We start from the raw sequence: 13,107 nt of genomic DNA, 5'->3' as shown, positions 1-13,107 counted from the left end.
CTGAACCGCCCCGATGCTCCTATGGTTGTCAAGTGGATGCCGGGAGGTTGTTGTTTGCCGCCTTCTGGCTGGTGAGGATCTTGAACAGCTCGCGGGCGATGTAGCGTTTGAGACAGCGGATGATCTCTTTCTTGGTAGCCGAGCTCGGCGAGCACGCCGCCGTGACCGAGCTGGAGGGCGAGGCCGGCGCCGACCGCGTCGCGGCCTGGTTCGCCGACCGGTGGGGCGCCGCGGCCTCGGGCATCGTCAACGCCCGCCTGGACGCGCTCGGTTCGGCCTGCGCCTGGTGGCGCGAGCAGGGCTGGCTGACCGGCGACCCGCTGCGCCGCATCCGCCGCGTCGCTCAAGGGTATCTGCCGGGCGTGTCCCGGGGTTTGAGGCGGCGGAGGGTGTAGCCGTTGCCTGCCGGGTCCAGGTGCCTGGTGGCCTGTTTGAAGAGGTATTCGGCTCGTTCGTAGGACAGGCGGCGGCGGCCGGTGTGCGGGCACAGGTCGGCGGGTGCCGGGGTGCGGGCCGGTGCAGGCCGCCGGTCGGAGAGGAACAGCGGCCCGCTGGTCCGGCCGGCGATCAGGTCGGGCAGCAGCCGGGCGGTTCGCGAGCGCCAGGTGACCCACGTGCGGCCGGCGCGGGCACGGCGGTCGTCCAGGTCGAGGTCCTCGACGTTCAGCGACAGCACGGTCGACACCGGCGCCGCCGACTCGTGCAGCAGGCTCCAGAGGGTGCGTTCCCGCAGCGGCAGGTCGGAACGGCCCCAGAGGGGGTCCAGGGGCGCCGCGCCGTCCGGTTTTGTCGTGGCGCGGGGCTCGGGGCGACGCTGCAGGCCCGCGGCCAGGCCGTCCAGGCCCGCCCAGGTGGCGAACGAGCGGATGGTGGAAAGGTGCCGGTTCCACGTCTTGACCGCCGTACGGCCCCAGGCGGTGGTGGCCACGCGGGTCACCTGGTCGGCGGTCACGGAGGTGAGCGGGGTCTGCTCGCCCAGGCCCAGGCACAGGCGCCGCAGCGTCTGGGCGTACGAGCGCAGTGTCTGGGGATCGAGGTCGGGGCGGCTCAAGAAGTCGCGGACGGTCTGACCCAGGGTGGCGCCGGCGGGCTCGTCGGCGGTGATCTGTTCGGCGCGGCGCAGGAGGAAGGCCCGTTCGGCGGTGTTGCCGGTGAGGGACGCGGCGCGCTGGAACTCCAGCCGTGCCTCGTGGCGGCGTCCCAGCCGCAGCAGCAGGTCGCCGTGGACGCTGGGGAGCAGGTGGTAGTGCTGCAACGCCGGGTCGGTGGTCAGGGCGTCGACCAGGTCGAGCCCGGCCTGCGGCCCCTGTGCCATGCCGACGGCCACGGCTTGGTTGAGTCGCACGACCGGGGTGGGCGTCAGCCGTACGAGGGCCTGATAGAGGGAGGCGATGCGGGGCCAGTCGGTGTCGGCGGCGGTGCGGGCCTGGGCGTGGCAGACCGCGATCGCGGCCTGGAGGACGTACGGGCCGGGTGCGCCGCCGGCCTGGCGGGCGCGCAGCATCGCGGCGAATCCGCGGCGGATGCGCAGTTGGTCCCAGCGTCCCCGGTTCTGCTCGTGCAGCGGAACCGGCTCGCCCGACGGGCCGGTACGCGCGACCGCGCGGGAGGTTTGGATCTCCATCAGCGCGACGAGGCCGTGCACCTCGGCCTGGTCGGGCGTCAGGTCGGCCAGCGTGGTGCCCAGCCGCAGCGCCTCCAGGCACAGCCCGGGGCGCATCAGGTCGTCTCCGGAGGCTGCCGCGTACCCCTCGTTGAAGATCAAATAGATGACCTCCAGCACCGATGACAGGCGCTCGGCCATGTGCGTCTCGTCCGGGAGCTCGAATCGTACGTGATGCTCGGCCAGCGTCTGTTTGGCCTCGGCGATGCGCCGTACGATCGCCGGTTCGGCGACCAGGTACGCCCGGGCGATCTCCGCCGCGCTGAGCCCGCCCAGCAGCTTGAGCGTGAGCGCGGCTCGGGCCGGGGCCGGCAGCACCGGGTGGCAGGACAGGAACATCAGCCGCAGCGTGTCGTCGCGTTCGGTCTGCTGCTCGTCGGCGTCCTCGGGGAGCCGGCGCAGTTCATGGGCGAGGTGCTCGTTGGCGCGTTCTTGCCGCTGGGCGCGCCTGATGTGGTCGACGGCGCGGCGCTTGGCGATGGTCATCAACCAGGCGCCGGGGTTATCGGGGACGCCTTGGGCGGGCCATTGTTCCATGGCGGCGACCAGGGCGTCCTGGGCCAGTTCCTCGGCCAGGCCGACGTCGCGCACCAGCCGGGTCAGCCCGGCGATGATCTTGGCGGACTCCAGTTTCCAGACCGCGTCGATCGTGCGATGGGGGTCGGTCACGGCAACGATGACAGCACCGCCCCGGCCCGCGCGGCAAGTCGGCGGGGGCCCGGGGCGGGGCGTCGGCAGGGTCAGGGACTCAGGGGCCGAACACCTGGCGGATCTCGCTCACCCCGTCGCCGACGATCTTCCGGAAGCGGCGGGCCAGCTCGATCACCTCTTCCTTGGAGCGCACCTCCACCAGCGCGAACCCGACGATGGCCTCCTTGGCCTCGGTGAACGGGCCGTCCGTCACGGTGATCTCGTCTCCGGAGGAGGTCATGCGGATGCCGCCCGGCTCCAGCCCGCCGGTGGCCAGCAGGATGCCCTTGGCGGTCATCTCCTCGATGAACGCGCCCATCTCCGCGTACAGCTTCTCGTCCGGGGCGGGTGCGGTGTCGGTGGCCCTGGTCGTCATCAGGTAGCGCATCAGGTGGTCTCCCTTGATCTCGCGGCTTACGTCCGCCTAGACGTCGATCGCCAGTATGTGACAGGGAATGCTGGCGTTCCCTGTCACATCGGCCGATCGACGTGTGGGCGACAAGCGAAGAGCACAAGCCGAGAAAGGCAACTGACATGATCCCCATCCAGGCCCCCGCCACCGTCTCGCCCACCACCCGTACCCTGCTCACGTGTGCGGCCGTCGCCGGCCCTCTGTGGTCGGTGGTGTCCCTGACCCAGGCCGCCACCCGCGAGGGCTTCGACCTGACCCGCCACCCGCTGAGCCTGCTGAGCACCGGCTCACTGGGCTGGCTGCAGATCGCCAACTTCGTCCTGGCCGGAGCCCTGAGCATCGCCGGTGCGGCCGGACTGCGCCGGGCCCTGCGCGGTGCCCCCGGCGGCACGTGGGCGCCCCTCCTGCTCCGCGTCACCGGCATCGGCATGATCGCCGCCGGTGTGTTCGTCATGGACCCGGGCGACGGCTTCCCCGCCGGCACCCCGGCCGGGTCCGGGACGCTCAGCTGGCACGGCCTCGGCCACATGGCCGCGGGCTCGATCACCTTCATCGCGCTGATCGCCGCCTGCCACGTGCTCGGCCACCACTTCCACCGTGCCGGGCACATCGGCCACGCCCTCGCCTCCCACCTCGCTGGCGTGGCGCTCCTCCTTGGCGACGCCTGGGCGATGAGCGGCGGCACGGCCGGCTCCCTGACCCTGGCCGTCGGCGCCATCACCGCGATGATCTGGGTCTCGTGGGTCGCGGCCCGCTACCGCCGCCGCACCGTCTGAGCCCACACCGACCCGCCGACCTTGACGAACCCGACCCCGCCCCGAACCGAGCGCGAAGGATCCCGCAATGCCCATGTTCACCACCGTCGAGGACTACATCGCCTCCCTGCCCGAACCCCAGCGTCAGGTGGCCGACCGGCTGCTGCCCTTGATCGAGCAGGTGCTGCCGGGCGCCGGCGCCGTCTGGCACGGCCACCCGGTGTGGAGCCTCGGCGACAAACCCGGCAAGTCCCCGGTCTGCTTCGTCAAGGCCTACCCCGCCCACCTGACCTTCGGATTCTGGCGCGGCAGACAGATCACTGACCCCTCCGACCGCCTCCAGCCCGGCGGCCGGGACATGGCCTCGATCAAGCTGCGGACCTCCGACGACGTCGACGCTGACGTGTTCACCGGCTGGCTGGTCCAGGCGCGGGACCTCGAAACGCCGGCCAACTCATGATTCCCCTGCTCGACCGTCGCAGACCGGCGGATCAGGGGATGAGGTCCCTTCCTGAAGCGTCAGACGAAGCGCTTGACGAAGGCCAGGGCGGTGTCGCAGACCTCGCGCCAGCCGCCGTCGATGGTCAGGGAGTGTCCGCGGCCGGGCATCTCGATGATCTCGGTGACCGCGTGCTCGTTGCGGCTCTGCTTCTTGTACGAGGCGGCCCTACCACGAGGTGAGCACCGGACCACCCCTGCGGACACGTCCGGTGGCGGCGCACATCGGCCACTGGGGCAACAAGGAGCTCGGCCGCCAGATCTCCGACCTGGCCCGGCGGCTGATGGCGGGTCGCCGTGCGGGATAGGTCAGCCGGAAGTCGTACCCGGGGTGCGACCGCCGTCGCAGGCGAGGTTCGTCCCGGATGCGGAGGAGGACGGGCGCCTGCGCCCCGAGGATGGAGATCATCTCTCCCCTCCGAAGGAAGGCCTGCATGCCGTTCACCACCGCCGCCGCCACCGCGATCCTGCTGTCGCTCTTGCCGGCCCCCAGTCAGACCGACGTGCGGGAGGCGCTCGACGCCGCCGTGGCCGCCGGCGCGCCCGGCATCCTGGCCAGGATCGATGACGAGCGCGGCACCTGGATCGCCACCAGCGGCAAGGCCGACCTGGACACCGACCGGCCGGTGCCGCGCGAGGCCCGCTTCCGCGTGGCCAGCCTGACCAAGAGCATGGTGGCCACCGTCATCCTGCAGCTCGTCCAGGAGCGCGAGCTCACCCTGGAAGAGCCGATCGGCGAGCGCCTGCCGGGGCTGGTGGCGGGCGACGACCGGATCACCGTGCGCCAGTTGCTCAACCACACCAGCGGCCTGGCCGACTACGTGGCCGCCGACGAGTTCGCCGACCTCGAGCAGTACGGCCGCCGGACCTACACTCCGCGGCGGCTCGTGGCCGAGGGCGAACGGCTGCCCCGCAAGGCGCCGGGCCGCTTCGCCTACTCCAACACCGGCTACATCCTGCTCGGGCTGCTGGTGGAGAAGGTGACAGGCAACGACCTGCGGGACGAGCTCGAACGCCGGATCTTCCGCCCGGCCGGGATGACGCGCTCGTACCTGCCCCTCACCGACCCGGCCGTCCGCGGCCCGCACGCCACCGGCTACCACCTGCCCCGCGGCGCCGACCCGGCCGAGCCGGGTGCGCTGCGGCCGATCACCCGGCTGAACCCGTCCTTCGCCTGGGCCGCCTACGGCGTGGTGTCGGACGCCCGCGACGTGAACCGCTTCTACCAGGCCCTCTTCGGCGGCCGGCTGATCGGCGCGGACCTGCTCGCCCAGATGCGCACCGGGGTCGCGACGCCGCAGGCGCCGGTCTTCCCCAAGTACGGCCTGGGGCTGGAGTCGGTCGGCCTCACCTGCGGCGAGATGTGGGGCGCGACCGGCTCCATCCCCGGCTACCAGACGTTCGCCTTCGCCGACGCCACCGGCAAGCGCCGGATGACGGTGTCGGTCAACGTGCAGCGCAACGATCCGAAGGTCGCGACCATGCTGCTAGCCGCCGTCGACGCGCTGAACCGTTACTTCTGCGGCGAGCCCTACCCGCCGCTCACCTCCAGCGCGACGGGCCTGGGCCGCTGACAGGTGCTCTCGATGGGCACCGCCCAGCCAAGGTGAGCCGAGGCGAGCAGCTGCCGAATACGGCCTGAGAGCAGGCCATGAGGACTGTCAACCCGCAGCCCGGTCACCAGCAAACGGCCTTCGGTTCAACGGAACGAGATCACAGCTTTTGGGTTCGAGGCATCGAAACAGCTCTTGATCAACTGCTCGCCACACACTTGAATACCTTCGCGCCAGGCCGGGCCGCGTTCGGCATGTTGGGACCTACTTGCCTGACGTGCCTGAACGACCTTCAAGCGGCTGACCAGCTACAACGCTCGACAACCCCAGATAACGGTGGAAAGGCAGGGGAAGCACGCCCTGGAAGGGGGCGGGGTCGATGGCCACGCTGGCACAGGCCATGCCGCGGCCGGCGAGGATCTGGGTGAGCAGGCCGCCGAAGGAGTGGCCGATGATCACCGGCTTGCGCTCCAGCTTGGCGATCAGCGACTCGAAGTGGTCGGCGACCTGGCCGACGGTCTTGTGGGCGAAGACCTCCGGGTGGGCCTTGGCCTCCTCGACGGTGTGTTGGTCATCGAACCGAATGGGCGGCCGGCAACCACGCGATCAGCGCCCCACCTGCCCACGCCATCCGCGAGCGACTTCGCGTACAAGCTAAACGACCTGCTCCGATGACGCTTCCGCAAGACGCCGCCCACCGCTGCCCGCGCCGACGACGGGCTGATCGTGCCGTCCCCAAGCACCGGTTCGCGGATACGTCAGGTAGCCGGAACCGGGAATGTCACAGCAAGGTTCTCTCCCTTGACACTGCACCAACTGCGCCACAGCGCGCTGACCCACGCCGCCGAAGACGGCGCCAACACCTCCACCCCGCTCGCCTACTCCGGCCACACCTCCGTCGCATCCCTCGCTCGGTACGCGCGCGTCTCTCCTGAGGCCCTGGCTCGCTGGCAGGAAGGACGGGGACCCGGCTGCCCGACATCGGTGACCTCCACCCCTTAGATCACGCAATGTCACAGGGATTACCCAGAGCTACTTTGGGGCTGGGGTCACGCTCGGGAGAAGACCCCCGTGTCAGTTCCCTGTCAGTCCCCGGCCGCTCGCTCGCGTTCGTATGCGGCGTTGATGCGCAGCGCTTCGGCGAGCTGGTCTTCCAAGATGATGATCCGGCAGGCGGCTTCCACGGGGGTGCCCTGGTCGACGAGTTCCCGGGCGCGCGCGGCCAGGCGCAGCTGGTAGCGAGAGTAGCGGCGGTGGCCGCCGCTGGAGCGTTTCGGCTCGATCAGGTGGGCGGCGCCCAGCGCCCGCAGGAAGGTGGGGGTGACGCCGAGCATCTCGGCGGCCGTGCCCATGCTGTAAGCGGGGTAGTCCTCATCGTCGAACCGGTCGTCGGCCGTGAGTTCGGCCGTATCCGTAATCCTGCCGTGAGTGAGCGTGTCACCCTCGGCAGCCGAGCGACGTTGATCCATACATTCCTTTCTCATCACGCGCACAGGGGCCCCGGCGCCTGTTGCGCCGGGGCCCCGAAGAGTTCAACACCATCTACCGGCCATCGGCCGGCTTACTGTTTTGCGCAGCCGCCGTACTAGAGCGGCGGTGATGCGCGGATCGCGGATGCGTGACCGTAGACCACCTTCCTATCTGTGGAACTGCGGTACCCGAGCGGCGAAACTTCAGCCGGCAACGGGCGATCCCGATGGCGTCAACACTCCCTTCATCTTTCTCTTCCGGACCACTGGTTCAACTTCAGCTTCGGCAGCGCGTCCACGCTCTGGGCCCTTACCACTGCGCTGGCCCGTCACGTCCGACCTTCTGCCGTCAATCTTTCAGCTTCGGCAGCGCGTCCACGCTCTGGGCCCTTACCACTGCGCTGGCCCGTCACGTCCGACCTTCTGCCAATCAACTACCGACTTCATCCTGCTGCGGGCAGTTCGTCGTGGTGCTCGTGCTAACTGCTGCTGCCCGGTGGATCCGTTCCTTGCGATGTCAGAAACCATAGGGCCCACAGCGGCGAATGTCTACCACAGCGACAACAGATTTTCGGTACGGGGTAACACCGACTTCCGACCGTTGCTGGAGCACGCCGCCGAGCCGGGGCGAAGAGTCAGACGATCGAGGTCCGCCTGCTACCGCCCGTTTGGGCGTGTTGCTCCCGAACCCGCGGGAGCAGCCGGGACCGCCGTTTTGGCCTCGACCGCCGCCCCAGCGCGCTGGGCGACACCCACGCGTCGCGAGACGGCTCACAGGCCGCGCGCCGTCCGACTGCGCCTCCAGAAGCTCAGCGACGGAGTGGCACCCTTCACTTACATCAACTTGTCGCGAGCCACTGCCAGAGCCCAGAAACTTGTCGCTCAACACGGGCACGCCCAGAGACCTCGAACACGAGAGCCAAGATCTCTACGAAAGATCCCTCCATCCCATCAAACGCACTCAGCCACACCATTCACTGACTCACATTGTTGAAATTTCCGACTAATAGAGGTCATCATTATCTGAGGGCCATGATCAACATAAGAATCCATGTATGGCTCCGCCATGCGGCGGGACAGCGCCCAAGCCCCCGGCGGCGGTGTCCGGTCCGCGCGAACCATGCCACGTCCGGACTTACCTTGCTACCGGCCGCGTGGCGGCCGGATTAACCCTGCACTAGGAGGGTGAGGAGTGTTCGGTCCCAGGGACAGGGAGCCTGGCAGGATCCGGCCTGAGTCCTACGCACTCCGGTGAGACACTGCCAGGTTGCCTGGGACCGAACACTCGCCATATCAGTGGCCACGGCCTACCGGCTCGCAAGAAGGCCGCCGCCGAGCTGAATTGCTGCTCGGCTTGGGCGCGGCACACGCCTGCGCACAGGGCGGGGGCACAGTGCCCATCCCGCCGTTCCTGACGGCACTCATGTCCGATCAGCTCAAGCGAGTCGACCGGAAGATGTGCGACTGCGGAACGCACCGGGGCGACTATGTGTTCCGGCCACCGGGCGGCTTCCACTGGGGTCGCAGCAACTTCGCCAACCGGCTGTTCCGTCCGGCGACGGACGGCCAGCTGGTGGCGAAGGGGCCACGAGTCCGACACAGGATCATGCTGGACGTTGACGGCCGCCAGGTGGTGCGCCGCGGTAGGCAGACCATACAGGCACTGGAGGACTGGGCGGCGGAGGTGTGGCTACCGGTCGTCGAGGGCCTGACCCCTCATGACCTGAAGCACTCGCACAAGGTGTGGATGGACGAGGACCTGATCCCGGACGTGGCGCAGGCGGAGCGACTTGCCCACTCCATCGCGTCGATCAAGGGCAGGGCCACGCACATTTCGGACCGCTACTCGCACGTGTCGGAGCCGATGCGTCAGCAGCTCGTGGCGGCGCTGCAAAAGCGGTGGGAGGGCTCGCTGCGCCGAAGGGCCAAAACCGGCCCTTCGAGGCTTCCGATAGTGCAGGAGCTTCTGCGGCCGTACCTGCGCCCCTAGGTGGTGTCCTCCCAAATTCCTTCCATCGGCGGCGCGAAGATCATAGAAATGAGAAATTGCCAGGCCGTTCAGCCTGGTCATCGCCCTTCTGATCTTGTGGAGCCTAGGAGATTCGAACTCCTGACTTCCTGCTTGCAAATCGGTCTGATCTTCGAAGAGAACCGTCTCGACCTGGGCGGCAGGCAGTCCGCCAGTGACCGTGACTGACCCCTGTTGCCCGCCCTTAATGGCACGCTAATGGCACGACGATTGGCCCGTCACCTGGTGTTTCCCACGCGACGCGCACACCCCGCCCGCCTGATCATCCCGTCTGCCGTCGACCCGCCCGCAGGGGAAGCGGGCCAGGGCCACGGGTACCAGATGGAGCGCCCCACCGGACGAACGATCTGGTACCCGTGGCCCTGGTCTGCTCGGCTTGTCCCGGGTCGATGGCGGGCGGGATGATCAGGCTTCCACCTCAAGCATCTACGGCGCGGCGTACCGCACGGCGATCATCCCGGAGTCGGAGCGCCCCCGCCGGAGGCATGGAAGGGATTGTCTGTGCATCTGTTGAGGCTCCTTGCGGACTGGTACTGGCGAGTGGATTCATTCTTAGGCGGTGGCGTCAAACCGAATCGCCGTCAGCGATTCACTGCGGCCCATCCTGTGCGCTTCGGGCTGATCATGGGCTCTGCACTCGGGGCATTCATGGGCGTCGTCGCGTTGCTCTGTGCCGCGCTAGGAGCGCGGTACGTCTTCACGCTGTTCAACTTGCTCTTCTGCCTTGGCCTTGCCGCCGTCATGGGAGTGTGCATGGTGGGCTTGGGCTACATCACGCGCTGGGGTCAACGGCACTACGGGTACTACCCGCATGAGGTTCAGGATCAGTCCGACGGTCCTGTGTAGCGGCCCGCGCGCGTCGCGCGCGAGAACGGCCCCCAGGCCGCACGCGCAGCGTGCGGGCGGGCGCGGGCCGCGCGGCGGCGCGTGCGCCGCCGCCTTGATACCTACAAGAACAATTCGGCAGTGCACGGTTACATGCCCGATGCGATCACGCAGACGGTTGGCTCAAGCTTCGGTGCGCCGAGTTGATGGCGGCCAGCAGTTCACGGGCTGAGGTGTCGCGCTTGCCGGTGAGGGCGTTCTCTACTCCGGCGAGTTGTTGGAAGGCCCAGCGGGATTCGGTGCGCTGGGCGGTTTCCAGAGCCAGGCGTCCGTTGGCGATGCCTTCGTTAAGGTCACCGATGCGGAGTTGAGCGGCGGCAATGTCGGCGTGGACGGCGGCGATCTTCTTGTGGTCGGTCTCGTGCGAGAGGGCATTGAGGGCGGCTTGGCCTTCGTCGATGACGCGGTGTTCGTCGCCGAGGTTGACGTACGTCGAGAGCCGGTAGGCGGCCATCCGGCCAGGGTCCAAGAAGCGGGTCCAGGCCCGTTCGCGCTGGGGACGTGCTTCGCCGTACGCGTCCCTTGCCTGTTCCAGGCGGACGAGCGCCTGACGGTCGCCGAGGTTGGCGAGTTCTTCGGCTTCGCGAGCCAGCAGCCACGCGCGAGTGGCGTTGTCGCCCAGGGCCGGTAGGTGCTGCTGGGCGAGGCGGATGTTCTGGACGGCGGGAGCGCCTCGGACGGCATAGGAGCGGTAGGCGTAGGCGCAGGCTTGGATGATTGGGTGCCCGCTCTCCTGCGCCGCCAAGGTGGCGATGCGGTCGAATGCGGCGGACTGTCCGGGTTGCTTGATCTCCCAGGCGATCCAGGAGGCCAGGACAGCGGCTTCGCCGGTGGTGGCGGCTAGCCGGCGGCGGAGGCGGTCCGGAAGCCCGGCTTGGAGGAGAGTGCTCAGCTCGTTGAGGTGTGCGGTGAGGCCCTGGTAGAGGCTGCGGGCGGGCATGGTCTCTTCGAGGCGGTGGAAGCCGATGGTTCGGGCTTCGAAGCGTTCGACCGTGTCCTCTTGGTCGGCACGGGTGCCGGAGAGGGCGAGAGTGAGGCGCTCCCAGGGGTTGGCGATGGAGGTGGCGCTTTCGGCGGTCAGTCCTGCTGCGATGAGCAGCATTGTTCGGCGGTCCATGTGGCCATCTAGCCTTCCCACGATCCAGGCCAGCGTCAGCATGTCAACGTCGCAAGTGTCGTCGGGCTGGCGCGAGCCGATGACTACTTGTTCCACGCTAAGAAGGCTGCTTGCTGGTGTTCCATCCCGTGGCGGGATGGGTGTGGGCGGGAAGGTCACGCCGGTGAGGATGCGTGGGGCGAGGCCGAGGAGCATGCGGGCGGGGTCGGGCATGTGCAGGCCGTCGGCGATGCGCTCGAAGACGTCGAGTGCGGTGACTTGGGCCTTGCCTTGCATGTACTCGCTGACTTTGCCCTGGCTGAAGCCCACTGCGACGCCAATGCGGGTTTGGCTGATGCCTGCGTACTGGCGGACGAGCCGGAAGAGGTGGCCGATGTCGCGATTTGTGAGGGCGGTGTGCATGTCGGGGCGTTGCCACAGGTCGGCTGGTATGACGACCGGTTCGGCCCCGTCTGCGGGCATGTGCCGTTTCCCCTTGCGTCCTTGGACTGCCGGTAACTCAACGCTCACGGTTCGTGGTTATCCCGTCAAGGGATATTGCTGATCCCGTCCGAGGATTCCGGCTCGGGATGGGTTGCCTTGCCGCAGGTGAAGACGCTTGTCCCATGACTCGGAGCGATCAACCGACAAGTGAGAGGTGCCGGGCCTGTCGGGCCCAGGGGTGGCGTTGGGTGCGCAAGAGCCGTGCCGAGGCGCTACGCCGTCTTGACGGGACGGCGGTCGAGCTTGTGCAGGTGACCTGCTTCGAGTGTTCCGGAGTCGGCAGAAAGCGGGCCACGTAGTGGAGATCATCACGGACTGCATCAGTCCACACGTCAGCAAGGTTCAGGAGGGGCACATGCAGTTGGTCTGGCGCCAGGCTGCGAAGCCTGAAGACCGTGCCCGGGTGGTGGCCTGGTCGTGCCACTGCCGGTCAACCGTGTACGAGCTGCGTCGCCTGGGTGGTCAGTCGTACATCCGCCGGACGGAATATGACGGTGACGGCGGGGAGACGATCTACGAGACTCATCGGTGGTCGTACAACAAGGCTGCCGAGGTCTGGCGCACCCTGCTGCAAGGTCAGACGGTGTAGGTGTCCCTTGACGGCGTGGTTCCCTGAATGTGGGGGCCGCGCCGTCGTCGTACCAGGGGTACGCCCATCTGTCGCTAGAAGGGATTGCCTAAGCAGCATGCGCTGATAGCCTGCTTGGCTAGACAGGCATGTTGAATGTGGAGCCCTGATGTCATTTGAGTACACGCCCCCGAAGTACGCGCAACTGATCGCGGAACTTGAGCGGCGCATCGACTCGGGCGAGTATCCGCCCGGCTCCCCGCTGCCCAGTGAACACCAGCTCATGGCCGAATTCGCGATGGCGCGCCCGACCGTCGTCAAGGCCCTCGGTGTACTGCGCGATCAGGGCTGGATCGTCACCCACCAAGGCAAGGGCCGGTTCGTGCGCGGGCGCCCGGCCATCCCCACCGGTCAGCAGGCACGGGCCGGACGCGAACTCCTCGACCGCAAGGAAGCCCAGGTCTCCAGCCGCTTGCTGGTGACCGGAGAGGTCGAGGCACCCAACCGGATCGCCTCGTATCTGGGGCTCAAGCCCAAGTCGCCGGTCATACTGCGGCGATCACTCACCGAGCACGACGGCGAGCCGACCGAGATCTCTTCCACCTGGCTGGCGATTGAGGCGGCGCAAGGTACGGCGCTGGCCGAGTCGGAGGAGTTGAAGCAGGGCGTTCGCCGCTACGTGGAGAGCGTGGCCGGCGCTTCGTTGGATCACATCATCGAGCACGTCACCGCGCGCAATCCGACCAAGGAGGAGTGCTCGCTCCTGGGGGTCAAGAGTTCGGCTGCGCTGCTCGTCGTCTACGCCGTTGCGTGCGACGCGACCGGTAAGCCGTGGGTGGTGGTGGAGTCTGTTCTGCCTGGTGACCGGCACGAATTGGAGGATGCCTACCCAATTCGGTAGCTGGAGTTCCAACTTCTCTTACGAAGCCCGCTTGGTGCACTTGACTGGCCAAGTGGGCTTTGTGCTTAATGGGCTTACAACTTG

The 13,107-nt window shown here is 68.0% G+C and carries 15 protein-coding genes and 1 tRNA gene; 9 read left to right on the top strand and 7 right to left on the bottom strand.

The window, feature by feature from the left end:
• The first annotated feature begins 119 nt into the window (after positions 1-119).
• Entirely contained in the window at positions 120-395 is a 276-nt protein-coding gene (locus ETD86_RS00310; protein WP_138664018.1) for a hypothetical protein, read from the top strand.
• Here ETD86_RS00310 and ETD86_RS59550 read toward each other — a convergent pair.
• Together ETD86_RS59550 and ETD86_RS00300 are read right to left on the bottom strand one after the other, a co-directional pair.
• Positions 344-2,332, bottom strand: coding sequence for a sigma-70 family RNA polymerase sigma factor (locus tag ETD86_RS59550; RefSeq protein ID WP_138664017.1), 1,989 nt, complete (start codon positions 2,330-2,332; stop codon positions 344-346). The genes ETD86_RS00310 and ETD86_RS59550 overlap by 52 nt on opposite strands.
• Positions 2,333-2,411: 79 nt before the next feature.
• On the bottom strand, positions 2,412-2,741 hold the full coding sequence (locus ETD86_RS00300) for a YciI family protein (protein WP_127933231.1): 330 nt from the start codon (positions 2,739-2,741) through the stop codon (positions 2,412-2,414).
• Between the two features lie 146 nt (positions 2,742-2,887).
• Here ETD86_RS00300 and ETD86_RS00295 point away from each other — a divergent pair, with 146 nt between their 5' ends.
• The gene (locus ETD86_RS00295) at positions 2,888-3,541 is read left to right on the top strand and encodes a DUF998 domain-containing protein (RefSeq protein ID WP_138664016.1); all 654 of its coding nucleotides are present in this window, start codon (positions 2,888-2,890) and stop codon (positions 3,539-3,541) included.
• Positions 3,542-3,608: 67 nt separating this feature from the next.
• On the top strand, positions 3,609-3,980 hold the full coding sequence (locus tag ETD86_RS00290) for a DUF1801 domain-containing protein (RefSeq protein WP_138664015.1): 372 nt from the start codon (positions 3,609-3,611) through the stop codon (positions 3,978-3,980).
• A 59-nt stretch (positions 3,981-4,039) separates the two neighbouring features.
• Here ETD86_RS00290 and ETD86_RS00285 read toward each other — a convergent pair whose 3' ends face one another.
• Positions 4,040-4,225: a hypothetical protein gene (locus ETD86_RS00285; protein ID WP_211369725.1), complete on the bottom strand. Its 186-nt coding sequence runs from the start codon at positions 4,223-4,225 to the stop codon at positions 4,040-4,042.
• Between the two features lie 227 nt (positions 4,226-4,452).
• On the opposite strand from ETD86_RS00285, the gene ETD86_RS00280 reads away from it, so the two are divergent.
• Positions 4,453-5,592 carry a serine hydrolase domain-containing protein gene (locus ETD86_RS00280; protein WP_170222804.1) on the top strand — a complete coding sequence of 380 codons (1,140 nt, stop codon included), beginning with the start codon at positions 4,453-4,455 and terminating at the stop codon, positions 5,590-5,592.
• A 243-nt stretch (positions 5,593-5,835) separates the two neighbouring features.
• Here ETD86_RS00280 and ETD86_RS00275 read toward each other — a convergent pair whose 3' ends face one another.
• Positions 5,836-6,156 (bottom strand): alpha/beta fold hydrolase, encoded by a 321-nt coding sequence (locus tag ETD86_RS00275; RefSeq protein ID WP_138664013.1) that lies wholly within the window; start codon positions 6,154-6,156, stop codon positions 5,836-5,838.
• A 141-nt stretch (positions 6,157-6,297) separates the two neighbouring features.
• Between ETD86_RS00275 and ETD86_RS00270 the strand changes: the two genes are divergently transcribed.
• Positions 6,298-6,573, top strand: coding sequence for a tyrosine-type recombinase/integrase (locus ETD86_RS00270; protein WP_281286848.1), 276 nt, complete (start codon positions 6,298-6,300; stop codon positions 6,571-6,573).
• Between the two features lie 83 nt (positions 6,574-6,656).
• On the opposite strand, the gene ETD86_RS00265 is transcribed toward ETD86_RS00270, so the two are convergent.
• On the bottom strand, positions 6,657-6,923 hold the full coding sequence (locus tag ETD86_RS00265; protein WP_138664095.1) for a helix-turn-helix domain-containing protein: 267 nt from the start codon (positions 6,921-6,923) through the stop codon (positions 6,657-6,659).
• Positions 6,924-8,433: 1,510 nt separating this feature from the next.
• Here ETD86_RS00265 and ETD86_RS00260 point away from each other — a divergent pair.
• Positions 8,434-9,030 carry a hypothetical protein gene (locus tag ETD86_RS00260; RefSeq protein WP_138664012.1) on the top strand — a complete coding sequence of 199 codons (597 nt, stop codon included), beginning with the start codon at positions 8,434-8,436 and terminating at the stop codon, positions 9,028-9,030.
• A gap of 97 nt (positions 9,031-9,127) precedes the next feature.
• Here ETD86_RS00260 and ETD86_RS54710 read toward each other — a convergent pair.
• Positions 9,128-9,230: transfer RNA gene (locus ETD86_RS54710), tRNA-OTHER, on the bottom strand.
• A 340-nt stretch (positions 9,231-9,570) separates the two neighbouring features.
• On the opposite strand from ETD86_RS54710, the gene ETD86_RS00255 reads away from it, so the two are divergent.
• On the top strand, positions 9,571-9,915 hold the full coding sequence (locus ETD86_RS00255; protein WP_138664011.1) for a hypothetical protein: 345 nt from the start codon (positions 9,571-9,573) through the stop codon (positions 9,913-9,915).
• A gap of 145 nt (positions 9,916-10,060) precedes the next feature.
• Here ETD86_RS00255 and ETD86_RS00250 read toward each other — a convergent pair whose 3' ends face one another.
• Complete coding sequence (locus ETD86_RS00250) at positions 10,061-11,533, bottom strand: helix-turn-helix domain-containing protein (RefSeq protein WP_246147462.1); 1,473 nt, start codon at positions 11,531-11,533, stop codon at positions 10,061-10,063.
• Between the two features lie 376 nt (positions 11,534-11,909).
• Between ETD86_RS00250 and ETD86_RS00245 the strand changes: the two genes are divergently transcribed.
• Both ETD86_RS00245 and ETD86_RS00240 read left to right on the top strand, forming a co-directional pair.
• Complete coding sequence (locus tag ETD86_RS00245) at positions 11,910-12,143, top strand: hypothetical protein (RefSeq protein ID WP_138664010.1); 234 nt, start codon at positions 11,910-11,912, stop codon at positions 12,141-12,143.
• A gap of 148 nt (positions 12,144-12,291) precedes the next feature.
• On the top strand, positions 12,292-13,023 hold the full coding sequence (locus tag ETD86_RS00240; RefSeq protein ID WP_138664009.1) for a GntR family transcriptional regulator: 732 nt from the start codon (positions 12,292-12,294) through the stop codon (positions 13,021-13,023).
• The last annotated feature ends 84 nt before the right edge of the window (positions 13,024-13,107 follow it).

The sequence above is a fragment of the Nonomuraea turkmeniaca genome, from assembly GCF_005889735.1.
GTDB lineage: Bacteria > Actinomycetota > Actinomycetes > Streptosporangiales > Streptosporangiaceae > Nonomuraea > Nonomuraea turkmeniaca.
The sequence above is the reverse complement of the archived record's forward strand: the minus strand, read 5'-3'. Positions and strand labels throughout refer to the sequence as shown.